The sequence below is a fragment of the Suicoccus acidiformans genome (assembly GCF_003546865.1).
Lineage (GTDB): Bacteria > Bacillota > Bacilli > Lactobacillales > Aerococcaceae > Suicoccus > Suicoccus acidiformans.
This window is the reverse complement of record NZ_CP023434.1, coordinates 723,847-746,959: the sequence shown is the minus strand read 5'-3', so window position 1 is coordinate 746,959 and position 23,113 is coordinate 723,847. Positions and strand designations below refer to the sequence as shown.

Below are 23,113 nucleotides of genomic sequence, written 5' to 3'. Positions count from 1 at the left end.
TCATTCCTTTTCACTCGTTTTTTCTTCCATTGGCTCAGGATAGACTGCCTCAACTTTGGCGCTGAAACTTCCATCCACTAATCTTACATCAACAGTTTGCCCTACTGCTACTGCTTTAATTCCTTTGACAACTTGATCAGCTTGCTCAACTACCGCATAACCTCGCGCTAAGCTTTGCAAGGGGCTTACCGCATTCAAAAGCTGGGCTTGTTTGGCTAATTCTGCCTGCTTATCCTTTAATAGCTGTTGACTGGAGCGCGCCAAGCGTCTAGTAACATCTGATACGACTTGCTGATAGTGTTGAATATCTTGCTTAGGATTCTGAAAGAGGAGTCTTTGGGATAAGCCTTGTGCTTGTAAGCTTTTCGTTTGAAGTTGACGTTCATTGACCCTTTGTAATTGATCCATCAACTGATCGAGCCTTTGCTGGTATGGTTGATACAAACGCTCAGGTTGAGCGAGGGCATAAGAGCGACTTAAACGTTCCAAATGTTTATGGCCTAGCTGAATCCGTTGATTCATCGCCATATAAATTCTAGCTTCAGTTTGTTGAATATACTGTAATACCTCAGTTAGAACAGGCACCGCCTGCTCAGCAGCCGCCGTAGGTGTAGGCGCCCTTAAGTCTGCCACTAAATCTGCAATGGTTGTATCCGTTTCATGGCCAATCGACGAAATAACTGGCACGCTAGAAGCCAGGATTGCTCGGGCGACAGCTTCTTCATTGAAACTCCACAAATCTTCAATCGAACCACCCCCACGCGCTAGAATAATCGTATCAAAATCCTGGGCTTGGGCTTCAACAAGTTGAAAGGCACGAACAATCTCCCCGACCGCCTCTTTGCCTTGCACCCGGGTGGGGAAAACCGTTAGGGCAACAATAGGATAGCGTCGTTTCACCGTTGTAATAATATCGCGAATAACAGCTCCTGTCGGACTTGTGATGACCGCTATTTTGCGAGGGAAACGGACAATTGGACGCTTTGGCCGGTCCAACGCCCCTTCAAGGCGCAATTTCTCCTTGAGCTGTTCTAAGGCAAGGTAGTAGGCCCCAATCCCATCCGGCTCCATCTGCTCAATAATTAGCTGGTAATTCCCATTCGGCTCGTAGACAGCGATGCGCCCCTGAGCGAGGACTTTCATTCCCTCTTCCAATTTAAATGGCAACTTACTGAAAGCACCCCGATACATGACCGCGCCAATTCGCGCTTTATCATCCTTCAAACTGAAATACTGATGACCATTCGGTCGCAAGCGAAAGTTTGAAATCTCACCAATAACGAAAACCTTCTGCATATAAGGATCGGCGTCAAACTTGCGCTTAATATATTGCGTGAGCGCTTGGACTGTTAAATATTTCTCTTGCTTGGCTACTTGAGACATGGCTCCTCCTTCCGCTGCAGAGCAATCATTCATTTGCTCGGTACTACCTATTATAGCAAAAATACTCCGAGGATTATATCGAATCTTCAACATTTCACCGAAGGAGAAGGCTTTACTTAAGTAAGATGAGTTACTTCCAATTACTTCATGGCTTGGGACGACTAAAGCACTAGCATGGATTATCGCATTGATATTGTTGCTTTTCTTTGGAGAAGTGAGGAGCATCTATTGGAAATTTCTAATTTAAAAATACACCGGACCAACATGTTTAAATGTTAATCCGATGTATTTACTTAAATAGCGACAGTAACGTTACTGCGCAACTTCTTGTGTACCTTCTTCACCCATCGATGCAGGGTCTTGAGGCACTGTTACTGGCTCTTCAATAACTTCTTCTGCTGGAGCCGGCTCCTCAATCGGTTCTTCAACGGGAGCTTCTTCTGTAGGAGCATCCGCTGGTGTCTCTTCGCCTGTCTCTTCTGCTTCTTCTTCAGAAGACTCTGTACTTTCTTCTGGTGTATAGCCAGGAATCGTATAGTCCGCTGGAATCTCTACGCTTGGGATATAAGCATTTTCGACACTTACCCCATAGGCAGTTTGGAAATCGAATGGTGTCAGAGGTGTTACGTTCATCATTTCATCTACTGCAAAGATTTCTTGCGTTGCGGTATCATAAGCGAAACGCCCTGCTACCGATTGATGGTCGGGTCCATCGTAGTAGGCAGCCATTTGAATGACAGTACCATCTTGTTCAAAGTCGCGGTAAGCAAAGACTTCTGGGGCAAGACCGGTGGCGTTGGCAACTTGCTGAACAATTTCTGCTAACACAGGATCACTTGAGCGCATTTGTTGGGCTCCATTTAATTGATTCAACCACGTATCCTTCACATCCCCTACTTGGCTGGATGCATATTGATACATCTGAGCCCGCAACTCATTTAAGGCATTCTTTTCTTCTGTGGAAAGACCTGGCGTCATCGCTTCAAAGGTAAAGGTCTGTGCATAAGTGTTCTCTACCAATTCACCACTTTCGACGACTTGATAGAAGCGGTCAGCAAAAGCTTGAAGTATTGGATGGAATTCACTTTGTTCACTAAAGCCTAACCGTTCGCCAGCTAGAATATCTTCTGCCGTCTGTGTTGGTTGTAGAGTCGGCAAGATGTCAGACCAGCTACCTTGAATACTTGTTTCTAACTGTTGAATCGTCTCTTCGTTCTGCGCAGCGTCGGTATTGGCATACTCTTCAGCATAACCGACAACTTCTTGGGTTACTTCAGGATTCTCGTCAGGGTTTACGCCATTGGCTTCTAATACTTGGTTAACAATATTCGTGATAGTTGCTTCATCCACTTGGACATTGTTAACAATATTGGTCGTAACTTCTGCTTTAACTTGCGCTATGATTTGATTAACCTGGATATTATTCAGTGGGGTGTACTGGCTTACATTATTCACTACGCTAATTTCTTGTTGGGCCACTTGGGCGTCTTGTGGGTTCACTTGGGTTCCCGTAGACTCTAACAAGGCATAGACCCCAGCCAAGGCCCCTTCACCGGTTACCGGTGATACGGTTGCAATGCGAATCTGAGCATTGCGTGCACCTGCTGTAATGGCCGCATTCTGGTAAGTAAGTTGAGAGACTTGAGTAATATTCTGCGGGGTGACAATTTGCACTTGGACACCATAACCTTCTTGCATAGGTTGAATAAAGGCACTCGATAGAACGGTTGTACCTGCATTAGAGCCATCTTGTAAATACTGATTCACCATTGGGCCATCCACATAGATAATTTTACTTTGATCGACATTGCCCGCACCTAAAAGTTGCAAGGTTTGAGTCGCATCTTGACCAGACAGCGATCCACCTAAGGCTACCATGCCTGCCCCTTGAGTTTGTTGACTCACAACTGCCGCTGCTGATGTCATATATACCACTGGACTAACGGCAGGTGCCAGTAAGGCTGTCGCAGTAAGTCCCATAAGAATTTTACGTTTCAACGTCATAGAAATACTCTCCTTTTCTCTCCCGGCGTCCCAACCCAAGTTACTTAACTTATAACCGCGCACTTTACACACACGCTATAAGAAAAGCGATATGTCACGTCGGGATTTCTTAACATCTTTATTGTATCACACATTCATAAGGATTAATATTTAGACGGCCTTTTTACAAACTTAATTCATTGAAAGGGCATATTCTCACCCCCGCCTAAAAATAAGAAAAGCAGACCCAAGCCCAATCAAGGGTCAGGTCTGCTTAGAACTTTTAAGCGTCTTCTTCAAGAACTGCATCATTCTTATGGAGTCGATTTAAGAGGACACCACTAATAAATTTACGAGATTTATCATCACTGAAGCCACGGCTAATCTCAATCGCTTCATTGACAGCAACTGCTGGTGGGACGTCTTCATCATCCACATAGTCCATTTCATAGATTGCGATACGCAGAATGGTTAAATCAATCGGCAATAAGCGCGACAATGTCCAATTGGATAAATTCGCTTGAATTATCTCGTCCAAACTTGCTTGATGGCTTTGGACCCCTTCAATAAGTGTATATACATAAGGATCACTAATAGAATCAAAGCCTGCTTCTGGATAATCGCCTTCTTCTAAGGCAAAAGCTAAGGCTTCATCACGAGACGTTTCTTGAGCATTAACCGTTAACTGAAATAAGGTCTGCAAGGCAATGATGCGCGCCTCGCGCCTTGAACTTAGTTTACGACTCACGCGTTTCACCTGCGACTGCTTCTGTTTCAATCGATTGCACGTGAACATTTACTTGGCTGACTAATAAATCGGTCATATATAGAATCTGCTCGCGGACACGTTCTTGAATTTCAATAGCCACTTCAGGTACAGAATAACCAAACATGATATGCACATGTAGATCAATCGTTAAATCCTCACCGTCTCGGCCAACATGGGCTGAAATACGCTCATTGTCCATGCCAAGAAAGTTTTCGACTTCTTTCTGGAAGCCAGTGTGTTGGGTGACGACCCCTTTCACTTCACTACTCGCCTTGGCAGCAATTGACTCGAGTACGCCTGGCGTTATATTGATTTCACCTAAATTTCCGTGTTCTGATGGATTGAAGGCTACTTCGCGTTTATTTGTCATATTAGAACCTCCTAAGTCAACTTTATCCCTTCCATTGTACCGAACTATATCTCATTTAGCTAGAGTTTTATGAAATGTTTTGGACTTGTGTTGAGACTTTCTACCCCATCGGCTAATACTAATAAGTCATCTTCAATCCTTACACCGCCCAGACCTTCTATATAAATTCCCGGCTCATCGGTGATGACCATATACTCTTCCAAAGGCTCCTCATTGCGACTGGCAATGGCTGGCTCTTCATGCACATCGATACCTAAGCCATGCCCAGTTGAGTGGCCGAAATATTCCCCGTAACCTTGCTCGCTAATATAGTCTCGGGCAATCGCATCTACTTCAGCACCCGTCATCCCAGCCTTCGCTTGAGCAATGACCCGTTCATGTGCTTCAAGAACAATCGCATAAATCTTCTCCAGTTCCGGATCAACGTCGCCGATGGCAAAAGTTCGAGTCATATCTGAACTATAGCCTTGATAGTAGCAGCCAAAGTCGATAGTCACCATATCGCCTGCTTCAATTACCTTATCGCTAGCTACACCATGAGGCATGGCTGAGCGGTAACCACTGGCTACGATGGTGTCAAAAGACATAGCCGACGCACCTTTAGCCTTCATAAAGCGTTCTAATTCATTGGCGACTTCAAGTTCAGTCATCCCGACTTGAATGAAGTCAAGAATGTGTGTATATGCTTCGTCAGTAATTTGGCACGCTTTCCTAATCCGTTCAACCTCTTCAGGGTCCTTAACAGCTCGAATAGCTTCAATCACCCCACGACTGGAATAGAAGTCAACATCTAAGGCATCTTCTAAATCTTCGTAAGTTGAAAGCTTCATATCATCAGCTTCCAGCATTAAACGCTCAATTCCTTCTTGGTCGATTAAACCTTGTAATGCCTCTGTCTGAGTCCCCTCACGAATAATGACCTCAAAGCCTTTTGCCTGCTCAGTCGCTTGTTGGCGGTAACGAAAATCGGTCATAAAGAATGCTTTCTCTTGAGTTAAGAGAATAAGGCCGGCCGTTCCCGTAAAGTTAGCCAAATAGAAGACATTCTTCAAATTTGTCACCAGCATTGCGTCCATTTGCTCTTCTTTTAAATAGTCTCTGATTGCTTCAATTCTTCTCACAGTGACAACCTTCTTTCTAATTACTCTTATTATAGCAAAGAATTCTGTTGCCACCTAGTAAATCTCACTTAAATTGGACTCCTCCGCCTTTGGCCGCTGATACAAATAAACGGTCAGTTGTACATAGTAGTCAACCCCTGGTAAAGTCTGACTGACTTCTTGTTTAAAGGTCCCACTATGGTTTTGATGCACGATTGATCCTTGCCCTCTGCGGTTATATTGATAAGTAAGTCCTGAGTTATACGTTAAGCTTAGCTCATTAATCGGCGCTTGCCAATATTGCTTTTCCCAGAATAGATCTTCCTTGATTAGTTGAAAATCCGAATTTTCTAGATCTTGCCTCAATTGCTTCAATGAGTCAAGATATGCATTCGGACTTACTAGCTCGATTTGGTAAGCCGCCTTCATATAACCATGCACTGGTAAATTTATCCAAGAAGCAACCTCTTGCCAACGCTCTTCGTCCGCAAGGAAGAGTTCTTGCGTATATAGTAAAACCTGTTCCTGCTCCTGATTTTCTTCAAAGAACACACCTGCTTCAAAGTCATCCAACCAGCTTTCCCAATGAAGATAGGGTTGCAGGCGACGTTCCTTTAAAAGTTCGCTTCGGTTTCGAACAGCTTCTTCTAATTCAACAAAGCTATCTTGGTAGGCTGCTTGCAAGTGACTTGCGGCCATTTCTGCTTGAATCCCTATTCGGTAAGCTTCTTGTAAGCGTGCATGATTCACCCGGTCACCCGTCACCAGGCGCAGTAAACTTAAGTAGAGCATAGATGTCAAAAGCATAAATACGATAGTTGTCGGTAAGGCAAATGCTTTCTGCTTCAAGGATTCCCACCTACCCGAATATGACCTTGATAAGTTTGGCCGTTTGCTAGACTTACTTCCAAATAGATAAATTCACCCTGCCATTGGGCGGACCAGGTGTCCACTTCCATTAAATAAGTTTGCCAACCCGGACGCTTAACAAGCCGCCCACGATTTAGCTCAATCCAGGATACTTTCCCGCTTTGAGGTTCCTTTAGGTAAACCCGCCCACCTTCAATGCCTTCCACCGTATAATGTTCTAGCTCCGCCTCTAGTAAATTGAGAAAGAGATGCCAATCTTGGCTACGATCTTCCAGGATTCGCCCTTCGATACTCTGATAAGTCCGTAAGCTCATACTTATCGTCTGCATAATCATGGAGAAAATCAGCAAACCTAGTAATAATTCTACTAATGTGAAAGCCGCATCATGACTACTATGAATCTTCTCTAGCCACCGTATACGCCTCACCTCCTTCAAGCCATATTTGGCAAAGTTCAGCCTCACAAGCAAAAGCTTCCACTCTCCGCCCTTGGCCACTGGCATTATAGTTCCTAATTAAGGCTTCTTCACGTAGACTACTATCATCTTCTGCAAAACTCACCCGGGCCAACTCATAAAATATTCGCCATTCCTGAGTCGCCTCCGCTTCCCTCTGTTGGCTTTCAATCAAAGATAAGTAGCTGGGCAAGAAGAGGGCTAACACAAAGCCGAGCAGACTCAATGCCGTTAATGCTTCCAATAAGGTAAAGGCACCTTCACTACGCCTCATAACTTCAACCCCTCTCTATACAAAAGCGACCATTTGCTATTTGAAAGACAAAGGAGACCCTTGTATTGTCCTGCATATTGATGAAATGAATCGATTTAAAGTTAGTTGTCCGTGCATCACGGCGAAAAGTAAAGGCATAAGAATGCTCAATCTGCCAAGGTTCCGGCACGCGCAATTGATAGCTTTCCCTTGGCGTGCGCATTTCGGTAAAGCGAACCTCTTGGCGATACGCATCAAAATCTACACGAATATCTACCTTCTGCAAAATAGCTGTCTGTTGAGCTGTCTGCAATTCTTGAGCAATCGTTTCGAATAAGAGCCGACCTTCAATACTCTGCTTGAAATCAATCGGTTGTGTAAAACGCAAGCACACTAAGCAGATGCTGAGAATGGCCAAGACAAGTAGACTTTCAAGCAAAGAAAAGCCTAATTCACTGCGCCTCACTGAACCGTATCCGCACGAGAGTTAATCCCGTCCATGCGTTTAACGGCCTCATCCGCTTGCTTGTCGGTGAGATAACCCGATGAGACAAGGGTATCTAAACTAACTGGACCTGCTCCTTCAACCATTTGATAGGCTTGGGCTTGACTGTGGACAATTTCGGTAATATTGGCCTTCCCTTGCTCATCAATCCGGTCCCGTTGACTCGAAATATTTGGGATCAAGATCACCATAAGTAAGGCAACGACAATCAGCACAATGAGCATTTCTAGAAGTGAAAAGCCTTGCTCCTTATTCTTTCGCAGTGTCTGTAATCTCTTTAATATTTTTTCCATTGTATCACCTATAATCCTTCCATTGTAAACATGGGTAACATAATTAGTAAATACATTGCTAAAACGAGCATTGCAATAAAGATAAACAAAATCGGTTGAACCCACTGGATCTTTCGTTCAATATCTTCCATCAGTTGCCGAAAGACGGTTTGGGCATACATTTGACATTTGGCGGCTGTTTGACTGATAAGTTCTCCTTGTTGAATAACTAAAGGAAAAACTTGGGTAAAGATATCCAATTCTGCCAATAAGTCGACTAAGGGACGTCCCTCCTTAAATCCCGTTTCTAGAATTTCCCCCACATCCGCCAGTAATGGTTCAATTGGAAAGCGCACTAAGGTATCTAAGGTCTGCTGCATGGAATACCCCCCCAGGAAGAAATTACCAAAGGCCTCCGCTAGCTGATAACTGCAATAGCTGCGTACCCAACCTTGGATAAACGGTATTTGAACTAAGAGCTGATAGCGTTTTAAAGGACGCAAGCGAAAGAGATACAAATTTCCTAAGCCAAGAACGACTAAGCTAAGTCCGACCAATAAGAGCGTTATTTGGGGGAGGTAACTGAAGAAATCCACCAGCATCCGGACCATAAGATGACTATCATACACATCCTGCTGAATAAAGCTGGCAATATGTGGCAAGAGAAAGCTACGCATCCCAAATAATAAAGCCACGAGAAATACAAGCATCATCGCTGGATAAACGAGGACTTTGATAAATTTCTGTTGATATTCCTGCAGTTTGCGCAGAAAGTCAGCTGCTTGGTGCAAGGCTTCCAAGAAGCGCCCTTGCCTTTGGGCATAGAATAAGTTAGCCACGATGTGTATGGAGTAACCTAAGGGTTCCAAGGCCCGCTCAAAGCTTTCGCCCTTTTCTAAAGCTGCCTGCATCTGGTCAATGAGGTGGGCATACTGGGGCAGCAACAAGGCCATGAAATGCAAAGCTTGTTGGACGGAAAAGCCTTGTGTTAACAATTCCGCCAAGTACTTTAAGAAAAGTGATCGGTCTTTGGGGCGTAGCACCTTTGCTTGACGTTCAAACAAGCTCGAAGTGAAGATAGGTTTCCGTGTCGATATAGCCATAAGCCCACACTTTCTTTAAACGTTGATTCAGTCTTAAGTAATCTGCTTCTCCCGTATCGAAATACTTCTGCAAAGCCGGCCCTGATAAAATCTCCAACAAGGCCGACCGCTTACGCTCTGATGGAATATGCTGGCAATATCTATGACAACGCCCTTGGCATAGATTGCAGTAACGCGGTAAAAGTCGCTGGGAAATAACACCAATGAGTGATTGCTTCATCTGTTCTGGACTAATTTGCAATTCTTCCAAGCGCGCCATGACACCTAGGGCATCTTTAGCATGAATCGTAGCAATCATCAAATGCCCGGTTAAGGCACCACGGATAGCCATCCGCGCCGTTTCTTCATCGCGAATTTCTCCGATAAGAAGAATGTCGGGATGATGGCGTAAGGACGCTTTAATTAAGACATCGTACGTAATTCCCGATGCCTCATTTACCTCTGTCTGCAAGAAACGCTCATCATACAGTTCAACTGGATCCTCCATGGTTATCACTTGCAAAGTCTCCTTGTGACTACGGGTACGGAGCAGTTGATAAATGGTCGTGGTTTTGCCGGAGCCGACCGGACCACTGAATAAAACTAAGCCACTTTTACGCTGAATCAAGCGCTCTAATACCGGAATATCACTAGGATAATAGCTGCCCAATTCTGCTAAATTCGACTGTTGCTGCCGGAGAATCCGAATAACCAGCGATTCCTTTAAGCGAACATTTGTCATCGTTGAGAAACGTAGCTCAACAACTTCCTCGGCTAACTGCATCTCACTCGCACCCGACTGAGGGTGTCGTTTCTCCCCCACATCCATATTCGCGGCAAATTTGAAATAGCTAATCAAACGCTTACCCTGCTCATCTGATAAGGAATCACACGGCTCTAAATAGCCCTGAGCACGGAAATAAACCCCATACCCCGTCTCTAAGGGCAAGATATGAACATCTGACACACCCAGCAAAACCCCCTTTTCAATCATTGTATGCGCCAATCGTTCAACCAAACTAACACCACCTTTCCTAAGTTTTGAGAGTTATCCTCTCAATATATATATACTCAAGTTAGGGTCTATTTCCATCTGGTCAATTTTTAAATTATAAACTTTTTTGGTAACTATACTTTCAAGGCCTGGTATGTTAGAATATTTATAACTGACGCAAGTCAAAGCCATGCTAAATTACAACAAAAGGAGTTGAAGAAATGATTTATAAAGTACTTTATCAACCAAGCAAAACACAAGCACCGCGCCGTGAAACGACGCAAGCTTTGTTTATGGAAGCAGAGTCTATTAAAGAAGTACGCAAATTATTAGATGCGAACACACCATACAACGTTGAATTCATCCAAGCCCTTGAAGGCGAATTCCTCGATTATGAACGGGAGAATAACCCGGATTTTGAGGTTGTGACCTTTTAATGGCAGCAAACCTGAAGAATAATGAAGTAGGCGTCTTTGCCCTAGGTGGACTTGAAGAAATTGGGAAAAATATGTATGGGGTCCAATTTCAAGATGAAATCCTTATCCTAGACTGCGGCGTCCTCTTTCCAGACGATGACCTTTTGGGCATCGATTACGTCATTAATGACTTCCAATACCTATTGGAAAACCGCGATAAAGTCAAAGCCTTGATTATTTCTCATGGGCACGAAGATCATATTGGCGGTATTCCCTTCCTCTTACAGCAATTGAATGTGCCGATTTATGCCGATCCCTTGGCCAGTGCCTTGATTCGCAACAAGCTGCAAGAGCGTGGATTACTTCGTGACGCACAAATTCACGAGATTCATGAAGACAGTGTGATTAAATTCCGTAAGACGAGCGTCCGCTTCTTCCGTGTTAGCCACAGTATTCCAGAAGCCTTTGGTATTGTTGTTAACACACCACCGGGTAACATCGTCTTTACAGGAGACTATAAGTTCGACTTTACGCCTGTTGGCAAACCAGCAAACCTTCACCGCATGGCTCAATTAGGAGAAGAAGGTGTGTTGTTGATGATGGGGGATTCGACCAATTCGGAAGTTTCAACTTTCACCATGTCAGAGCGTATTGTCGGCGAATCGATTCACAGTATTATTCAAGGTGTTGAAGGCCGTGTAATTTTTGCGACTTTTGCTTCAAATGTGTCCCGCTTGCAACAAGTAGTAGAGACAGCCATTGAAACAGACCGCAAAATCGCTGTCTTTGGTCGCAGTATGGAGAATGCCATAAAAACTGGCCAAGAATTGGGTTACATTAATGATCACGGTTATGATGTATTCATCAATAACCGCGAATTAAATCAATATCCAGGACACGAGATGATTATTCTCTGTACCGGTTCGCAAGGGGAACCGATGGCAGCCTTGAGCCGGATTGCTAATGGTACCCACCGGCAAATTTCCTTGCAGCCTGAAGATACAGTTATCTTCTCCAGTTCACCGATTCCTGGTAATACAACCAGTGTAAACCGAGTCATTAATCAGCTAACGGATGCTGGAGCGGACGTTATTCATGGTAAATTGAATAATATCCATACATCTGGACACGGAAGTCAACAAGAGCAATTATTAATGATGCGTCTGTTGAAACCGAAATACTTCCTCCCAGTTCACGGTGAGTATCGCATGCTAAATATTCAAGCCAAGCTTGCCCAAGAAGTAGGCATTCCTGCTGAACATACCTTTGTGATGAAAAGCGGTGATATGCTTGCCCTTACCGAAGATAGTGCGCGTATTTCAGGCCAAATCCCAGCTGGGGACGTCTATGTTGACGGAAGTGGTATCGGTGACGTTGGCAACGTCGTCTTACGTGACCGTAAGATTCTATCGGAGAATGGGTTAGTTATCATTACTGCTACCATTGATTATGAGAACAAGCAGCTTATCAGTGGACCAGATATTATGTCACGAGGCTTTATCTATATGCGTGAGTCCGAAGAACTCATCCAAACCATCCAAAACTCCGTTAAAGCAGCCATCAACCGTGGCTTAAATGAAAGCGGCAATGATGTAAATGAGAAGCTGATTCGTGACATCATCTTCGATACTGTTCATCCACTGCTGTATGATGAAACTGAACGTAAACCGATGATACTGCCAGTACTCTTAGATATTAACAAAGGCGTTCGTCGTCGCAGCAACAAGCAAGACGAAGCCCAAAGTGACGGCCATGAAAAGCCGAAACAAGCAAATCGAAATGGAAAACGTAATCATCGCAAAAAAGCATAATTTTAACCAAAAAAGAGTTCCTTTTGGACTCTTTTTTGCATATAATACGGATTAATATAAATAATTCGAAAGAAGGAATGTTGAAATGTACAAATTCATGAAGAAGATTCCTGGTGGATTACTTTTAATCCCAATGTTGGCTGCTGCCCTCGTGAATACGATTGCATCAGACTTCTTCCATAATCTCGGCGGTATGAGTGAAGCACTTTTTACAACGAATGGTATTAACTATGTCGTTGCTGCAACGTGCTTCTGCTCGGGAGCGACGCTTGACGTTCAGCGCTTGATGAAAGTGTTGAAAAAGCAAGGTACCTTACTTCTAATTAAAACCGTGCTTTGTGTGGCGGTTGCCTTCCTCTATATCCGTTTCTTCGGGCTTGAAGGAATCTTTGGCATTACTGCTGTTGCTTTAGTCGCTGCGATTTGTAGTACAAACCCTTCGCTTTACCTCGCCTTAGAGCAAGACTTTGGGACAGAAGATGACCAGGGGGCCTTTGGTTTAGTCGGACTTTTCTGTGTGCCAGCCTATCCGATGCTCGTCTTCAGTGTTGCCCAAACATCTGCGATTGATTGGACACCAATTATCTCTACCCTAGTCCCAATCATCTTCGGAATGATTGTGGGTAACTTAGATAAAGATATGGCTGACTTCTTCCGTCCAGGTGTAGTTGTTCTAACACCTTTTATGGGCTGGGTTTTCGGAGCAGGCATTAACCTCTTAAGTGCTGCCCAAGCTGGGCTTCAAGGGGTACTTATCACAGCGCTTTATTACTTAATAATGATCCCGATTCTTTTCGTTGAGCGCAAATTCATCCATGAAGACGGTATTTCGGCAATTGCCATGAGTTCCATTGCTGGTATGTCCGTATCAGTTCCAACACTGATGGCTGCATCGAACCCGGCACTTGCTCCTTTTGCCGAAAGTGCCACCGCACAAATCGCCTTAGGGGTTGTCTTAACCAGCTTAATTACACCTATCTTAGCCAAACGTTTAGATAAGACCAACCATCCCGAAGCATAGCAAAAAAGCAGTCACTGCCTTATGGCATGTGTACTGCCCCCTAAATGTTAGATTTGTTGTCTAACATTTGGGGGGGCAGTACAATGTGGCTGCTTTTTTGCTTTGGGGACGTTTCAATTCTTATCGCGCCTTTAATGCACGGTCAATATCCCTTTTAGCTTGTTGCTCTTTAAGAGCATGGCGTTTGTCATAGCGATTCTTACCGCGAGCTAAGCCGATTAGAACTTTGGCCCGTCCGCGAACGAGATATACCTTCAATGGCACGACAGTATAGCGGTTTTGCTTGACTTCGTTGTGCAGTTGAATGATTTGGCGTTTATGTAAGAGTAATTTACGGTCACGCAGGGGATCATGGTTGAAGATATTTCCCTGTTCATAGGGGCTAATATGAACTTGTTTGAGCCAAGCTTCACCGTTTCTAAAGGAGACATATCCATCTTGAATATTCATCTTGCCTTTGCGGACGGATTTGATTTCCGTGCCTTTGAGGGCTAAGCCCGCTTCAAAAGTTTCCAAGATTTCGTAATCATGTCGCGCCTTACGATTTTGTGCAAGGGGCTTGTCTTTTGTTTGTTGTTTAGCCATCAGCTCGCTCCTTTCTATTTACGTTTTCTTAATTTGAAATTCTGTTTCTTTGCTTTACCTTTGCGGCTTCTTTGTTTACTTTTATGGTCTTGGGACTTCTTGCGGCGAGATTTGCCATGTTGTTTTTGGCGATCTGAGCGTTTAGCTTTCTGGGGTTGGATATTTACATCGGCTGGATCAACAGCTTCTGCATCGATAAGTTTGAAGTCAATTTGACGCTCATCAATATTGACTTGTTCCACCTCAATGGTTACCTTTTGGCCAATGCGGAAAATGCCGCCCTTACGCTCGCCAACAAGTATTAAGTGATCAGGATGGAAATTATAGTAATCATCTAGACCATCGAGACGAATCAATCCTTCAACGGTATTAGGCATTTGCACGAACATACCGAAATTTGTAACTGAGGTAATCATACCTTCGTACTGCTCGCCCACTTTATCCGCCATAAATTCGGCTTTCTTCAAGGCATCTGTTTCACGCTCGGCTTCAACTGCCCGGCGTTCCATTTTGGAAGAGTGGTCTGCGATAACTGGCAGGCGCTTCTCTAAGCGAGTACGCTCTTTACCACTTGGTTGGCCCTTTAGATATTTATGAATAAGTCGGTGAACAATTAAATCAGGATAGCGGCGAATCGGTGAGGTGAAGTGGGTGTAGTCTTGAGCCGCTAGACCATAGTGCCCATGAGGTTCCTCACTGTACTTGGCTTGTTGCATACTGCGCAAGAGCATCATCGATACGACCGGCTCATACGCCTCGTCTGCTACTTTGGCCATCACTTCTTGCAGTTGTTTCGGACGCATATTCTCCGTATTCCCTCGCAGAATCATACCGAAAGACGTAATAAATTCCGCAAAACGGTCTAATTTCTCGGTATCCGGCTGTTCATGAATCCGGTAAATAAAAGGATACTGCCGGTCTTTGAAATCTTTGGCGACGGTTTCGTTAGCTACAAGCATAAAGGATTCAATTAAACGTTCGCCTGTTTGACGCTCCCGAAGTTGAATATCTAGAGGATGACCATCTTCATCGACTTTAATATATGCTTCTTCCGTATCGAAATTTAAAGCCCCACGGCTAATCCGCATGTCTTCTAGAATATGATGCAAGTCTACCATGGCATCAATCGTTGGCGTAATTTCCGCATAAGTCTCGCGTAAAGCTTCGTTACCGGCAATAATTTCGTTGACATCATCATAAGTCATCCGATAATCTGAATGAATCACACTCTCGTAAATTTTATGCGATTCAACGTGACCTTGGGAATTAATGACCATCTCACACGTTAAAGTCAAGCGGTCTTCACGTGGATTTAATGAACAAATCCCATTGGATAGTCGCTGAGGAAGCATAGGAACAACGCGGTCCGTTAAGTAAACTGATGTCCCCCGCTCATATGCTTCTAAGTCCATCGGACTACCTTCTTGTACATAATGCGATACATCTGCAATATGTACACTTAAACGGTAGCGTCCTCCTTCGAGTACCTCTAAGCCTATCGCATCATCCAAGTCCTTAGCATCCGCCCCATCTATGGTAAAGACAAGCTGATCGCGCACATCGACTCGGCCATCTAAATCTTCTGCTTGAATTGTCTGTGGTACTTGGCTCGCTTCCTCTAAGACTTCTTCAGGAAATTCAGTCGGGATATTAAATTGATACAGAATCGTCAGAATATCTACACCAGGGGCATCTTTATGGCCAATTTCGCGGGTAGCATAGCCGACCATTTGATGGGGCTTATCAGGTGTTGGGTAGGTCTTAATCTCCAGCGTAACTATACTATGCGCTGCCGGATGTACGCCTTCTGGCAGAATATAAACCCGGGTTTCACTTGGAAAGGTACCTTGGGGCTCCACAAAACCAATATAACCCGATTCTTCCCGCTGACTTTGGTCGTATTGGATGAATTCACCTACTAATTGACTTTGTTGGCGCTCGATGACGCGAATAATTTCTGCTTCGGACCCTTTGCCTGTTGCTGGGTCGACATGCTTAATAACACGTGCTTCCACCCGATCACCATTCATGGCTCCGCCTGAGCGGCCGCGGGGGACAAAGAAATCGGGCTCGTCTGGTGCATATTCAATAAAGCCGAAACCTCGTTCATTTGCCCGGTAGACACCTTCAATACGACTTTGATTTTGCTTAGTTTTAAATTTCCCTTGGGGGGTAACATATACTTCTTCAATCCGTTCAAGAAAGGCTAAGGCTTTGACCAGTTTCTTGTAGTTTTTGCTGCCACGGTAATTGAATATACTCGATAATTCTTGAGTTGTGTAAGCATGGTCTGGATTATCCTGCAATACCTCGAGGATGCTTCTTTCTAATTTTGATAGGGCCATATGGACCACCTTTCTAGATAAATGACTGAATAAAGGCTGTTAAATCTTCGACAAATGCATCTCGGTTGCGATTAACAGTAATAACATGCGTATTGTCTGGATACCAGTGTGACTGAACATCTGCATTCTCTAAAGCTTGCTTTAATAAACTTGCATCTGAGGCATCGATCATCTCGTCTTGACCTGATTGTGCTAAGAAGAAGGGCTGTGTAATTTGCTTAAGCTTTGGTTGCAGATGCGCTTTAAAGTCTTCCAAATCGGCCATTTGCGCCTGATGCTTGGCAACCAGCTCTGCTTCATCTGCCTGGTAGGCTTCTAGACCTTGATTGCGCTTATAGATGGCCTGGGCATACTGCTTAAAAAAGCGCGTCACGTCAACTGGCTTCTTCGTCAGAACCGGAGAATTAAAGACACCGCCACCTCGAACATCGCCTTGGTTTTCCGCTAGCATCTGGGTGGTGATAATTCCTCCCATGGATAAACCAAAGACTAGAACATCCTCATGTCTCTGCCGCATCCAATAAATCGCTTCGGCAGCTTCCTGGACCCAATCTTCCGGACTAGCTTCAAATAAATCTGACACATTGGCTGTGCCATGGCCCTTGAAGAGCGGACTTAAAATTTCATAGCCTTCTTCACGATTTAATTGCCGTGCAATTAAGTTAAAATCATTCGGGGTCCCCGTATAAGCATGTAAGAACACAAGGCCTAATGGACTACTATTATTTTCATAGAATTTCGCTCCCTTAAACGGTGTTTGGTTCATCTTACTTCCTCCAGTCTCTCCTCTTAATCTTACTAAAGTATCCTACAAAGTCAAAGCACAAGCTTATGCAAATAAATATCCGACTAGCTGCCCACCTTCTTGTTTCGGTAGCTAAAGTAACCAAACATAAAAAATCTTCCAATCCTTCCGGTTCATAACGCAAGAAGAATTAGAAGAAATTCTGTCATTCATGATTCATTACTTGGCAATCATTGCCATGGCAATTGCAAGGACAAAGAATAGTACTGCTAGCACTGTGGTTGCTCGAATAAGGAATGATTCAAAGCCACGAGCTTTTGTCTTCGGTTGACCATCATCGCCTGAGAGCATACTTGCGGCATTGCTTTTCGATGGTTGCATAATAACTAATATGATGATTAATACAGATACAATAAGTAGAGCTGTTTGTAATGCTGTGTACAAAGGGCTTGCCTCCTTTTATAGTCTACCGCTCTATTGTAGCATAAAGTTAGTATAATCTCTATGATAATTCCAAATTATTTACCCCCACGCGTCATAGCCGGCCTCATGCGCCTTCTGGTAGTAGGCTATCATTTGATCCTTCTGCTTAAGGATTGTTGTGAGTCCATGAAGTAATGCTTCTGATGTATCTACCATTCCTAGACTCTCTTCTTGTTGCAGCAATTCTTCTTGAACGAAATAATAAGGCGCCGCTTCATAAATCTCTTTAAATTGCTCTTTAATTTGATAGATAAGGCGCTCTTTACGTTGAGGTGTATAGGCTACAATTGCCGGAATATTCTGACGAATCACTTGATAAGATACCCGGCGAGTCATCTGACCATCTTGTACAATAACATATTCCTTCTGAAAAGGCGTAATACCGGGAAATATTCCATGAATTTGATAATACCCATCAAATATTTGATAAACACCTGGTGTTATCTCCGGCTGAAATTCACGCTTTAGTCCAAAGGCCTCATCGGGTCCGGTAATCTCAGCGATCCATCGTTTCCCATCTTCATGTGGCGATAATTCTAAATAATGTGACTGCATCTATACCCTCCCTTCAAACTTGAAAAAAACACTAGGATAAGATCCTTATCCTAGCGCCTAAAATTTATTAACTTTTACTAAATGTCCAATAGTTACGTCCATCACGGCGCATATAGCTTTCATTATGTCCTTTAAACGAGTTTTGCTTCTTCCGCTTAGGACTGTCATATGGGTCGTTTACATAAACCAGCCCATTATCCACCCCACGCAGAACCATTAAGTGACCACCGTTAATAAAGTAACCAGGTTGAACCGAAGTAATTCCGACGCTTCCGTTACGGATAGCAGCTGCTGCTGAGTCAAAGTTGTTCCCGTGGTTTACCATCTTGTAGCCATATTGATTAGCAAAGTCTTGGAAAATACTCCACTTGGTTCCTGCACCCGCTTGATAGTGGCGTAAACCAGCCCATTTGGTAATATCTGCTGGATTCGATAACTCGCCTTTGAAGTAACTATCAACCATAGCTAAGGAAACAATCCCGCAACCATTCTCCCAAATGGTACGACTAACGTCATTACCATAAGGTGCGTCTTTCCAACGTGGGTCATGTTGAGATAAGAAAGGAACATTTAATTGGCGGGCTAAGCGTACATTCTCTTCAAGAGCAGGATATGTCATAGACTTATCTGCAATCGCACTCTCTTGAGCCACAACATTGCCACGAACATTCGTTGGATCACTCACAATAAGGTTTGTACCTGTGTAAAGTGTATTCGATGACAAATTATTCCACTGTTTCAATTGATCAACCGATACGCCGTGGCGTTTCGCGATTAAGTATAAGTATTCACCCTTTTGAACCGTATGGGTTTTCGGTGCAGTTGGGACAGCAGCTGGTTGAGCCACACGCGTTGGCGCTTGCGGTGTCGTAAGTGCTTGAGTTGATTCATTATTACTTCCCTTGGTTTCTTGGGCGGACCCTGCAGGAGACGACTTCACATTTGGATTCGATACATATAGCTTCTGGTTTGGATGAATTAAGTTCGAGCTTAAATTATTCCAAGTCTTTAAATCAGCAACACTCACGCCGTGTTGACGGGCAATTTTGTTTAAATAATCACCGCGTTGGATTGTATATGTTTGAACCGCTTGCGTTGCACTTGGAGTTTGTGCTTGAACTTGTGGCTTCGCTACTGGTTGGTTACTTACTGCGGGCTTCACATTTGGATTCGATACATATAGCTTCTGGTTTGGATGAATTAAGTTCGAGCTTAAATTATTCCATGCTTTCAAGTCGGCGACACTCACGCCGTGTTGACGGGCAATCTTGTTTAAGTAATCACCGCGTTGGATTGTGTATGTTTGGGCAGCTTGGGTTTGAGTAGCTACCGGTTTGGGTGCTGTCGGCTCTGGTTGGCTAACTGGTTTAGCTTGTACCCGTGGATTTGACACGTATAATTTCTGGTTTGGATGAATTAAGTTCGAGCTTAAATTATTCCATGCTTTCAAGTCGGCGACACTCACGCCGTGTTGACGGGCAATCTTGTTTAAGTAATCACCGCGTTGGATTGTGTATGTTTGGGCAGCTTGCGTTGCACTTGGGGTTGGTGCTTGAGCTTGTGGCTTCGCTACTGATTGGTTACTTACTGCGGGCTTCACATTTGGATTCGATACATATAGCTTCTGGTTTGGATGAATTAAGTTCGAGCTTAAATTATTCCATGCTTTCAAGTCGGCGACACTCACGCCGTGTTGACGAGCAATTTTGTTTAAGTAATCGCCACGTTGGATTGTGTATGTTTGGGCAGCTTGCGTTGCACTTGGGGTTGGTGCTTGAGCTTGTGGCTTCGCTACTGGTTGGTTACTTACTGCGGGCTTCACATTTGGATTCGATACATATAGCTTCTGGTTTGGATGAATTAAGTTCGAGCTTAAATTATTCCATGCTTTCAAGTCAGCGACACTCACGCCGTGTTGGCGGGCAATCTTGTTTAAGTAATCGCCACGTTGAATCGTATAGGTCTGCGGTGCTACTTGTGAAGTACTAACCGGTGCAGTTTGCGTCTGACTTACTGGCGTTGATGCCACAGAATTCGCAACAGGTTTCTCCACAATTAAACTCATATTGCTATAGATGACGTTAGAATTTAAATTATTCCAGTCCTTTAAATTCTGAACGCTTACGCCGTAACGCTGACCAATGGAATATAAATATTCACCGTGTTTAACTTGATGACGTTTCGGTGTATATGTCGCTTCTGGTTCGACAATGGTGGCTGCATAGGAGGCAACTTGACGCTCTTGTATCCCTGTCGATTGGGCTTGGGCTTCGGCTGGTTGAACGTCTTGGCCTAATGATTCCTCAATATCTAAGGATCCTGTTTCAACAACGTCTGAACTCGTTGGTACTTCAGCTGTCACAAGGGAGACACTATCTACTGAAGTACCGACTTGAGAAGCTTGGGGCGTCTCTGTTTGAGTTTCACTGGTAGTCACTTCTAAGGAACTTTGAACAGTTGCATCCACTTGGGCTGCTTCTTGTGCTTGAACATCTGAGGCTTGGCCAGCAAAGGCTAAAGCTGCAACGAGGATAGAGGCTGAGTATGTTAAATTTTTCTTTGATAACAAATTATATGTATTTTCCACACTTAGTTCTCCTTTTGAGTATGGTTTATATCAAAAAAATTATATATATTTAATACTACAAATGAGTTACAAATGAGTGACAACTAGTTAACAACTTAGAAGGCAGAAAAAACACCCAAATGCATTTGCACCGTAAATTCTCCCTAGTTTATACAACACAAGAAATAAAAATAAATAATTTACTCCATAATTCAAAAGATTTTCCTGCAAGGACCTCTAACACACTTAGGAGTCTAACTCAGCAAAGACCGATTCGAAGAAGCCCATAGCAGACTCCAGCCCTTGTTTGGCAAGAGGCTTGCGTCTTGGCATGCTAAGATGAGTGGCTTAGTATTCGTGAAACGAATGCCTAGAGACTCAAGTGCGTAGGCGTAGGCGAAGCCGAAGCTCAGAGCTTAAGTCGCTTCACTTACTTACGCATGAAAGCAACAACCGTCTCATCAGCTACGCTCCAAGGCTCTTATATACGCCAGATCATCCTGTTCTTGCGGGAAAAGCTTTCGAATGATTTCGTAAATTATTTATTTGTGTAATTTTGTGAGTATAAGGCGAAATTTACCTTTCAAAAAATCATAACACTGAACCGCATTGTATAATTATTCAACGTCTGCTGAAAAATGCAGTTCCATCAAGGTTCAGTCATAATTATGTTCATTGAGATGTATAATCTTGGGGGAGTTTAGATTGCACTGGGCAGTCTTTAATGGTGTCCCTTATGAAATATAACGACTTGCTAAACCTTCTGCCTCAAGGTACTCTCGGAAAGGCTTCAATGCTTCGGCTTCATATTTCGCTTTATAAGCCGTAATTTCTTCTTCCGTGTATAGCTTAGGATCTAGTTGTAATTCCTCAACAGGAATAGGTCGATCTTGCGTAATTTTAGCATCAATGACAACGGTTCGGCCTGCCTTATTTAAAGCAACTGCCTCTTCCACGATACGATCAATCTCCTCAATACGATTGACTGTCAGACCGACAGCTCCTTGGGCCTCACCAACCTTAGCGTAATCAACATCCGTAAAGTCCGTCCCAAACGTGGTCTCATTCGTATCCTCATACTTGTTCTTAATGAAGGCATATTCATTATTAGCAAAGACCACATGAATCACCGGTAAATCATAGCGCACATTCGTCACCACATCAGGATAAGTCATGGAGAATGCCCCATCACCCATTAGATTCCATACTTGGCGCTCAGGATAAGTCCGCTTCGCTGCAATACCCCCTGGTAAAGCAATACCCATCGTTGCAAAAAGTGGTGATGTCCGCCACATATTTGCTGGCGTCATTTTCAAATGACGAATTGATGTCTGCGTTACGTTCCCAACATCAATGGAGTAAATCGCATCTGTATCAGCATATTTATTGATTGCATGGTATACTTGGTAGAATTGCAAATTGCCGGCTTCCTTCGTCTCTAATTTCGTTAAGTAGTCGCGCCAATTCTTAGCACTCGCAATATTTGCTCGCCACCAAGGCGTCTCTTCTACTTCATCAATTACTGCTAGAAGGGCATCCAAGGCAAGGCCAGCGTCCGCCAGAATCGCAACATCCGCTGCGTGACGTTTACCCAGCATGGCCGGATTATTATCAATTTGAATAAATCGTTCAATATTCCGGAAAGTTCCTCCAATTTCGGCAAAAGGGAAGTTTGAGCCTACAAAGAGTACTGTATCGGCTTCTAAAATAGCTTCATTGGCTGGCTTCCACCCTACCCGGTAAATCGAGCCAAGAAGCCCTTCATAATTCCATTGGAAGGTTTCAAAGTTCTTCCCGGTAGTAATCAACGGAGCCTTCAATTTCCGGGAAAGTTCCATTACTTTATCGCCTACGCCCATTGTCCCTATTCCTGCATAAATTACCGGACGTTCGGCTTGAGCAAGAATGTCAGCAGCTGCTTGAATGCGCTCTTCATCTGCTGGAATTGGGGCAGGTTCTTGATAGCTTGGTCCAGATGAGTAATAACTGTCTTCCGGGATTTCAACGAAGCCAAAGTCACCAGGCACTTCTAAGACTGCTACGCCATTATAAGCCAGGGCGTGTCTGGCAGCTTCATCAACCAACTTCGGCAACTGCTCGGCATAAGCCACCCGGCGATTATATACTGCAATATGATCGTACATCGGCATTTGGTTTAATTCTTGGAAAGCATCCATATTGAGTTCCTTTTGCGGACGTGAGCCTAAGATAGCTACAACAGGAATCCCGTCCATGTACGCATCATATAAGCCATTAATTAAATGAGACGCCCCAGGTCCACCCGACCCCACAGCGACCCCAAGTTTACCACCAAACTTCTGCTGCATCACAGCAGCCATTGCGCCTACTTCTTCGTGCTTGACTTGAATAAAGTCAATCTGATGTGAATCATCTGCGAGTGCATCCATCAAGGAATTAAGAGTTCCTGATGGAATACCATATATCGTATCTACACCCCAGCCTTCTAATACCTGTAAAGCTGCAACACCGGCTTTTACCATCTTTTCTGTCATATGAGGCATCCTCCTTTAAGATTTATCAATATCATCT

The 23,113-nt window shown here is 43.9% G+C and carries 22 protein-coding genes; 3 read left to right on the top strand and 19 right to left on the bottom strand.

Features of this window, described 5'->3' with window-relative positions:
* The 12 genes from xseA to comGA form a co-directional block, all read right to left on the bottom strand.
* On the bottom strand, nucleotides 1-1,383 hold the full coding sequence (xseA, locus tag CL176_RS03600; protein ID WP_118991558.1) for an exodeoxyribonuclease VII large subunit: 1,383 nt from the start codon (nucleotides 1,381-1,383) through the stop codon (nucleotides 1-3).
* Between the two features lie 312 nt (nucleotides 1,384-1,695).
* Nucleotides 1,696-3,387, bottom strand: a complete 1,692-nt coding sequence (locus CL176_RS03595; protein ID WP_118990102.1) for a DUF1002 domain-containing protein — start codon at nucleotides 3,385-3,387, stop codon at nucleotides 1,696-1,698.
* 262 nt (nucleotides 3,388-3,649) lie between these two features.
* Nucleotides 3,650-4,114: a transcription antitermination factor NusB gene (gene nusB, locus CL176_RS03590; RefSeq protein WP_240430581.1), complete on the bottom strand. Its 465-nt coding sequence runs from the start codon at nucleotides 4,112-4,114 to the stop codon at nucleotides 3,650-3,652.
* Nucleotides 4,104-4,505 (bottom strand): Asp23/Gls24 family envelope stress response protein, encoded by a 402-nt coding sequence (locus CL176_RS03585; RefSeq protein ID WP_118990100.1) that lies wholly within the window; start codon nucleotides 4,503-4,505, stop codon nucleotides 4,104-4,106. Before CL176_RS03585 ends, nusB begins: the two co-directional genes overlap by 11 nt.
* A gap of 59 nt (nucleotides 4,506-4,564) precedes the next feature.
* Entirely contained in the window at nucleotides 4,565-5,626 is a 1,062-nt protein-coding gene (locus tag CL176_RS03580) for a M24 family metallopeptidase (RefSeq protein WP_118990099.1), read from the bottom strand.
* A gap of 54 nt (nucleotides 5,627-5,680) precedes the next feature.
* A complete protein-coding gene (locus tag CL176_RS03575; RefSeq protein WP_118990098.1) occupies nucleotides 5,681-6,454 on the bottom strand; it encodes a hypothetical protein in 774 nt (257 codons plus the stop codon).
* Complete coding sequence (locus tag CL176_RS03570; RefSeq protein ID WP_162890809.1) at nucleotides 6,451-6,903, bottom strand: ComGF family competence protein; 453 nt, start codon at nucleotides 6,901-6,903, stop codon at nucleotides 6,451-6,453. Before CL176_RS03570 ends, CL176_RS03575 begins: the two co-directional genes overlap by 4 nt.
* Entirely contained in the window at nucleotides 6,869-7,204 is a 336-nt protein-coding gene (locus CL176_RS12205) for a type II secretion system protein (protein ID WP_162890808.1), read from the bottom strand. Before CL176_RS12205 ends, CL176_RS03570 begins: the two co-directional genes overlap by 35 nt.
* A 4-nt stretch (nucleotides 7,205-7,208) precedes the next feature.
* Nucleotides 7,209-7,649 carry a competence type IV pilus minor pilin ComGD gene (comGD, locus tag CL176_RS03565; RefSeq protein WP_118990096.1) on the bottom strand — a complete coding sequence of 147 codons (441 nt, stop codon included), beginning with the start codon at nucleotides 7,647-7,649 and terminating at the stop codon, nucleotides 7,209-7,211.
* Nucleotides 7,646-7,981 carry a competence type IV pilus major pilin ComGC gene (gene comGC, locus CL176_RS03560; RefSeq protein WP_118990095.1) on the bottom strand — a complete coding sequence of 112 codons (336 nt, stop codon included), beginning with the start codon at nucleotides 7,979-7,981 and terminating at the stop codon, nucleotides 7,646-7,648. Before comGC ends, comGD begins: the two co-directional genes overlap by 4 nt.
* Nucleotides 7,982-7,989: 8 nt before the next feature.
* Complete coding sequence (gene comGB, locus CL176_RS03555) at nucleotides 7,990-9,063, bottom strand: competence type IV pilus assembly protein ComGB (protein ID WP_118990094.1); 1,074 nt, start codon at nucleotides 9,061-9,063, stop codon at nucleotides 7,990-7,992.
* Nucleotides 9,017-10,060, bottom strand: a complete 1,044-nt coding sequence (comGA, locus tag CL176_RS03550; RefSeq protein WP_240430580.1) for a competence type IV pilus ATPase ComGA — start codon at nucleotides 10,058-10,060, stop codon at nucleotides 9,017-9,019. Before comGA ends, comGB begins: the two co-directional genes overlap by 47 nt.
* A gap of 197 nt (nucleotides 10,061-10,257) precedes the next feature.
* On the opposite strand from comGA, the gene CL176_RS03545 reads away from it, so the two are divergent.
* From CL176_RS03545 to CL176_RS03535, 3 genes are all read left to right on the top strand, one after another.
* Nucleotides 10,258-10,473: a DNA-directed RNA polymerase subunit epsilon gene (locus CL176_RS03545; RefSeq protein WP_118990093.1), complete on the top strand. Its 216-nt coding sequence runs from the start codon at nucleotides 10,258-10,260 to the stop codon at nucleotides 10,471-10,473.
* Nucleotides 10,473-12,263, top strand: a complete 1,791-nt coding sequence (gene rnjA / locus CL176_RS03540) for a ribonuclease J1 (protein WP_118990092.1) — start codon at nucleotides 10,473-10,475, stop codon at nucleotides 12,261-12,263. The genes CL176_RS03545 and rnjA overlap by 1 nt, the downstream gene beginning before the upstream one ends.
* A gap of 85 nt (nucleotides 12,264-12,348) precedes the next feature.
* Nucleotides 12,349-13,284 (top strand): 2-keto-3-deoxygluconate permease, encoded by a 936-nt coding sequence (locus CL176_RS03535; protein ID WP_118990091.1) that lies wholly within the window; start codon nucleotides 12,349-12,351, stop codon nucleotides 13,282-13,284.
* 120 nt (nucleotides 13,285-13,404) lie between these two features.
* On the opposite strand, the gene smpB is transcribed toward CL176_RS03535, so the two are convergent.
* The 7 genes from smpB to spxB form a co-directional block, all read right to left on the bottom strand.
* Nucleotides 13,405-13,869, bottom strand: a complete 465-nt coding sequence (smpB, locus tag CL176_RS03530; RefSeq protein WP_118990090.1) for an SsrA-binding protein SmpB — start codon at nucleotides 13,867-13,869, stop codon at nucleotides 13,405-13,407.
* Nucleotides 13,870-13,883: 14 nt separating this feature from the next.
* Complete coding sequence (gene rnr / locus CL176_RS03525) at nucleotides 13,884-16,214, bottom strand: ribonuclease R (RefSeq protein ID WP_118990089.1); 2,331 nt, start codon at nucleotides 16,212-16,214, stop codon at nucleotides 13,884-13,886.
* 13 nt (nucleotides 16,215-16,227) lie between these two features.
* On the bottom strand, nucleotides 16,228-16,980 hold the full coding sequence (locus CL176_RS03520) for an alpha/beta hydrolase (RefSeq protein ID WP_118990088.1): 753 nt from the start codon (nucleotides 16,978-16,980) through the stop codon (nucleotides 16,228-16,230).
* A gap of 198 nt (nucleotides 16,981-17,178) precedes the next feature.
* A complete protein-coding gene (gene secG, locus CL176_RS03515) occupies nucleotides 17,179-17,403 on the bottom strand; it encodes a preprotein translocase subunit SecG (protein ID WP_118990087.1) in 225 nt (74 codons plus the stop codon).
* A 78-nt stretch (nucleotides 17,404-17,481) separates the two neighbouring features.
* Entirely contained in the window at nucleotides 17,482-17,997 is a 516-nt protein-coding gene (locus CL176_RS03510; RefSeq protein WP_118990086.1) for a hypothetical protein, read from the bottom strand.
* 67 nt (nucleotides 17,998-18,064) lie between these two features.
* Complete coding sequence (locus CL176_RS03505) at nucleotides 18,065-20,584, bottom strand: LysM peptidoglycan-binding domain-containing protein (protein ID WP_118990085.1); 2,520 nt, start codon at nucleotides 20,582-20,584, stop codon at nucleotides 18,065-18,067.
* A gap of 713 nt (nucleotides 20,585-21,297) precedes the next feature.
* On the bottom strand, nucleotides 21,298-23,076 hold the full coding sequence (gene spxB, locus CL176_RS03500) for a pyruvate oxidase (protein ID WP_118990084.1): 1,779 nt from the start codon (nucleotides 23,074-23,076) through the stop codon (nucleotides 21,298-21,300).
* Between the last annotated feature and the right edge of the window lie 37 nt (nucleotides 23,077-23,113).

Excerpts from the sequence above, each read along its gene's own strand:
- xseA (WP_118991558.1), bottom strand. The coding sequence starts at position 1,383 with ATGTCTCAAGTAGCCAAGCAAGAGAAATATTTAACAGTCCAAGCGCTC.
- CL176_RS03595 (WP_118990102.1), bottom strand. The coding sequence starts at position 3,387 with ATGACGTTGAAACGTAAAATTCTTATGGGACTTACTGCGACAGCCTTA.
- CL176_RS03585 (WP_118990100.1), bottom strand. The coding sequence starts at position 4,505 with ATGACAAATAAACGCGAAGTAGCCTTCAATCCATCAGAACACGGAAAT.
- CL176_RS12205 (WP_162890808.1), bottom strand. The coding sequence starts at position 7,204 with ATGAGGCGTAGTGAAGGTGCCTTTACCTTATTGGAAGCATTAACGGCA.
- comGC (WP_118990095.1), bottom strand. The coding sequence starts at position 7,981 with ATGGAAAAAATATTAAAGAGATTACAGACACTGCGAAAGAATAAGGAG.
- comGB (WP_118990094.1), bottom strand. The coding sequence starts at position 9,063 with ATGGCTATATCGACACGGAAACCTATCTTCACTTCGAGCTTGTTTGAA.
- CL176_RS03545 (WP_118990093.1), top strand. The coding sequence starts at position 10,258 with ATGATTTATAAAGTACTTTATCAACCAAGCAAAACACAAGCACCGCGC.
- rnjA (WP_118990092.1), top strand. The coding sequence starts at position 10,473 with ATGGCAGCAAACCTGAAGAATAATGAAGTAGGCGTCTTTGCCCTAGGT.
- CL176_RS03535 (WP_118990091.1), top strand. The coding sequence starts at position 12,349 with ATGTACAAATTCATGAAGAAGATTCCTGGTGGATTACTTTTAATCCCA.
- smpB (WP_118990090.1), bottom strand. The coding sequence starts at position 13,869 with ATGGCTAAACAACAAACAAAAGACAAGCCCCTTGCACAAAATCGTAAG.
- rnr (WP_118990089.1), bottom strand. The coding sequence starts at position 16,214 with ATGGCCCTATCAAAATTAGAAAGAAGCATCCTCGAGGTATTGCAGGAT.
- CL176_RS03520 (WP_118990088.1), bottom strand. The coding sequence starts at position 16,980 with ATGAACCAAACACCGTTTAAGGGAGCGAAATTCTATGAAAATAATAGT.
- CL176_RS03510 (WP_118990086.1), bottom strand. The coding sequence starts at position 17,997 with ATGCAGTCACATTATTTAGAATTATCGCCACATGAAGATGGGAAACGA.
- spxB (WP_118990084.1), bottom strand. The coding sequence starts at position 23,076 with ATGACAGAAAAGATGGTAAAAGCCGGTGTTGCAGCTTTACAGGTATTA.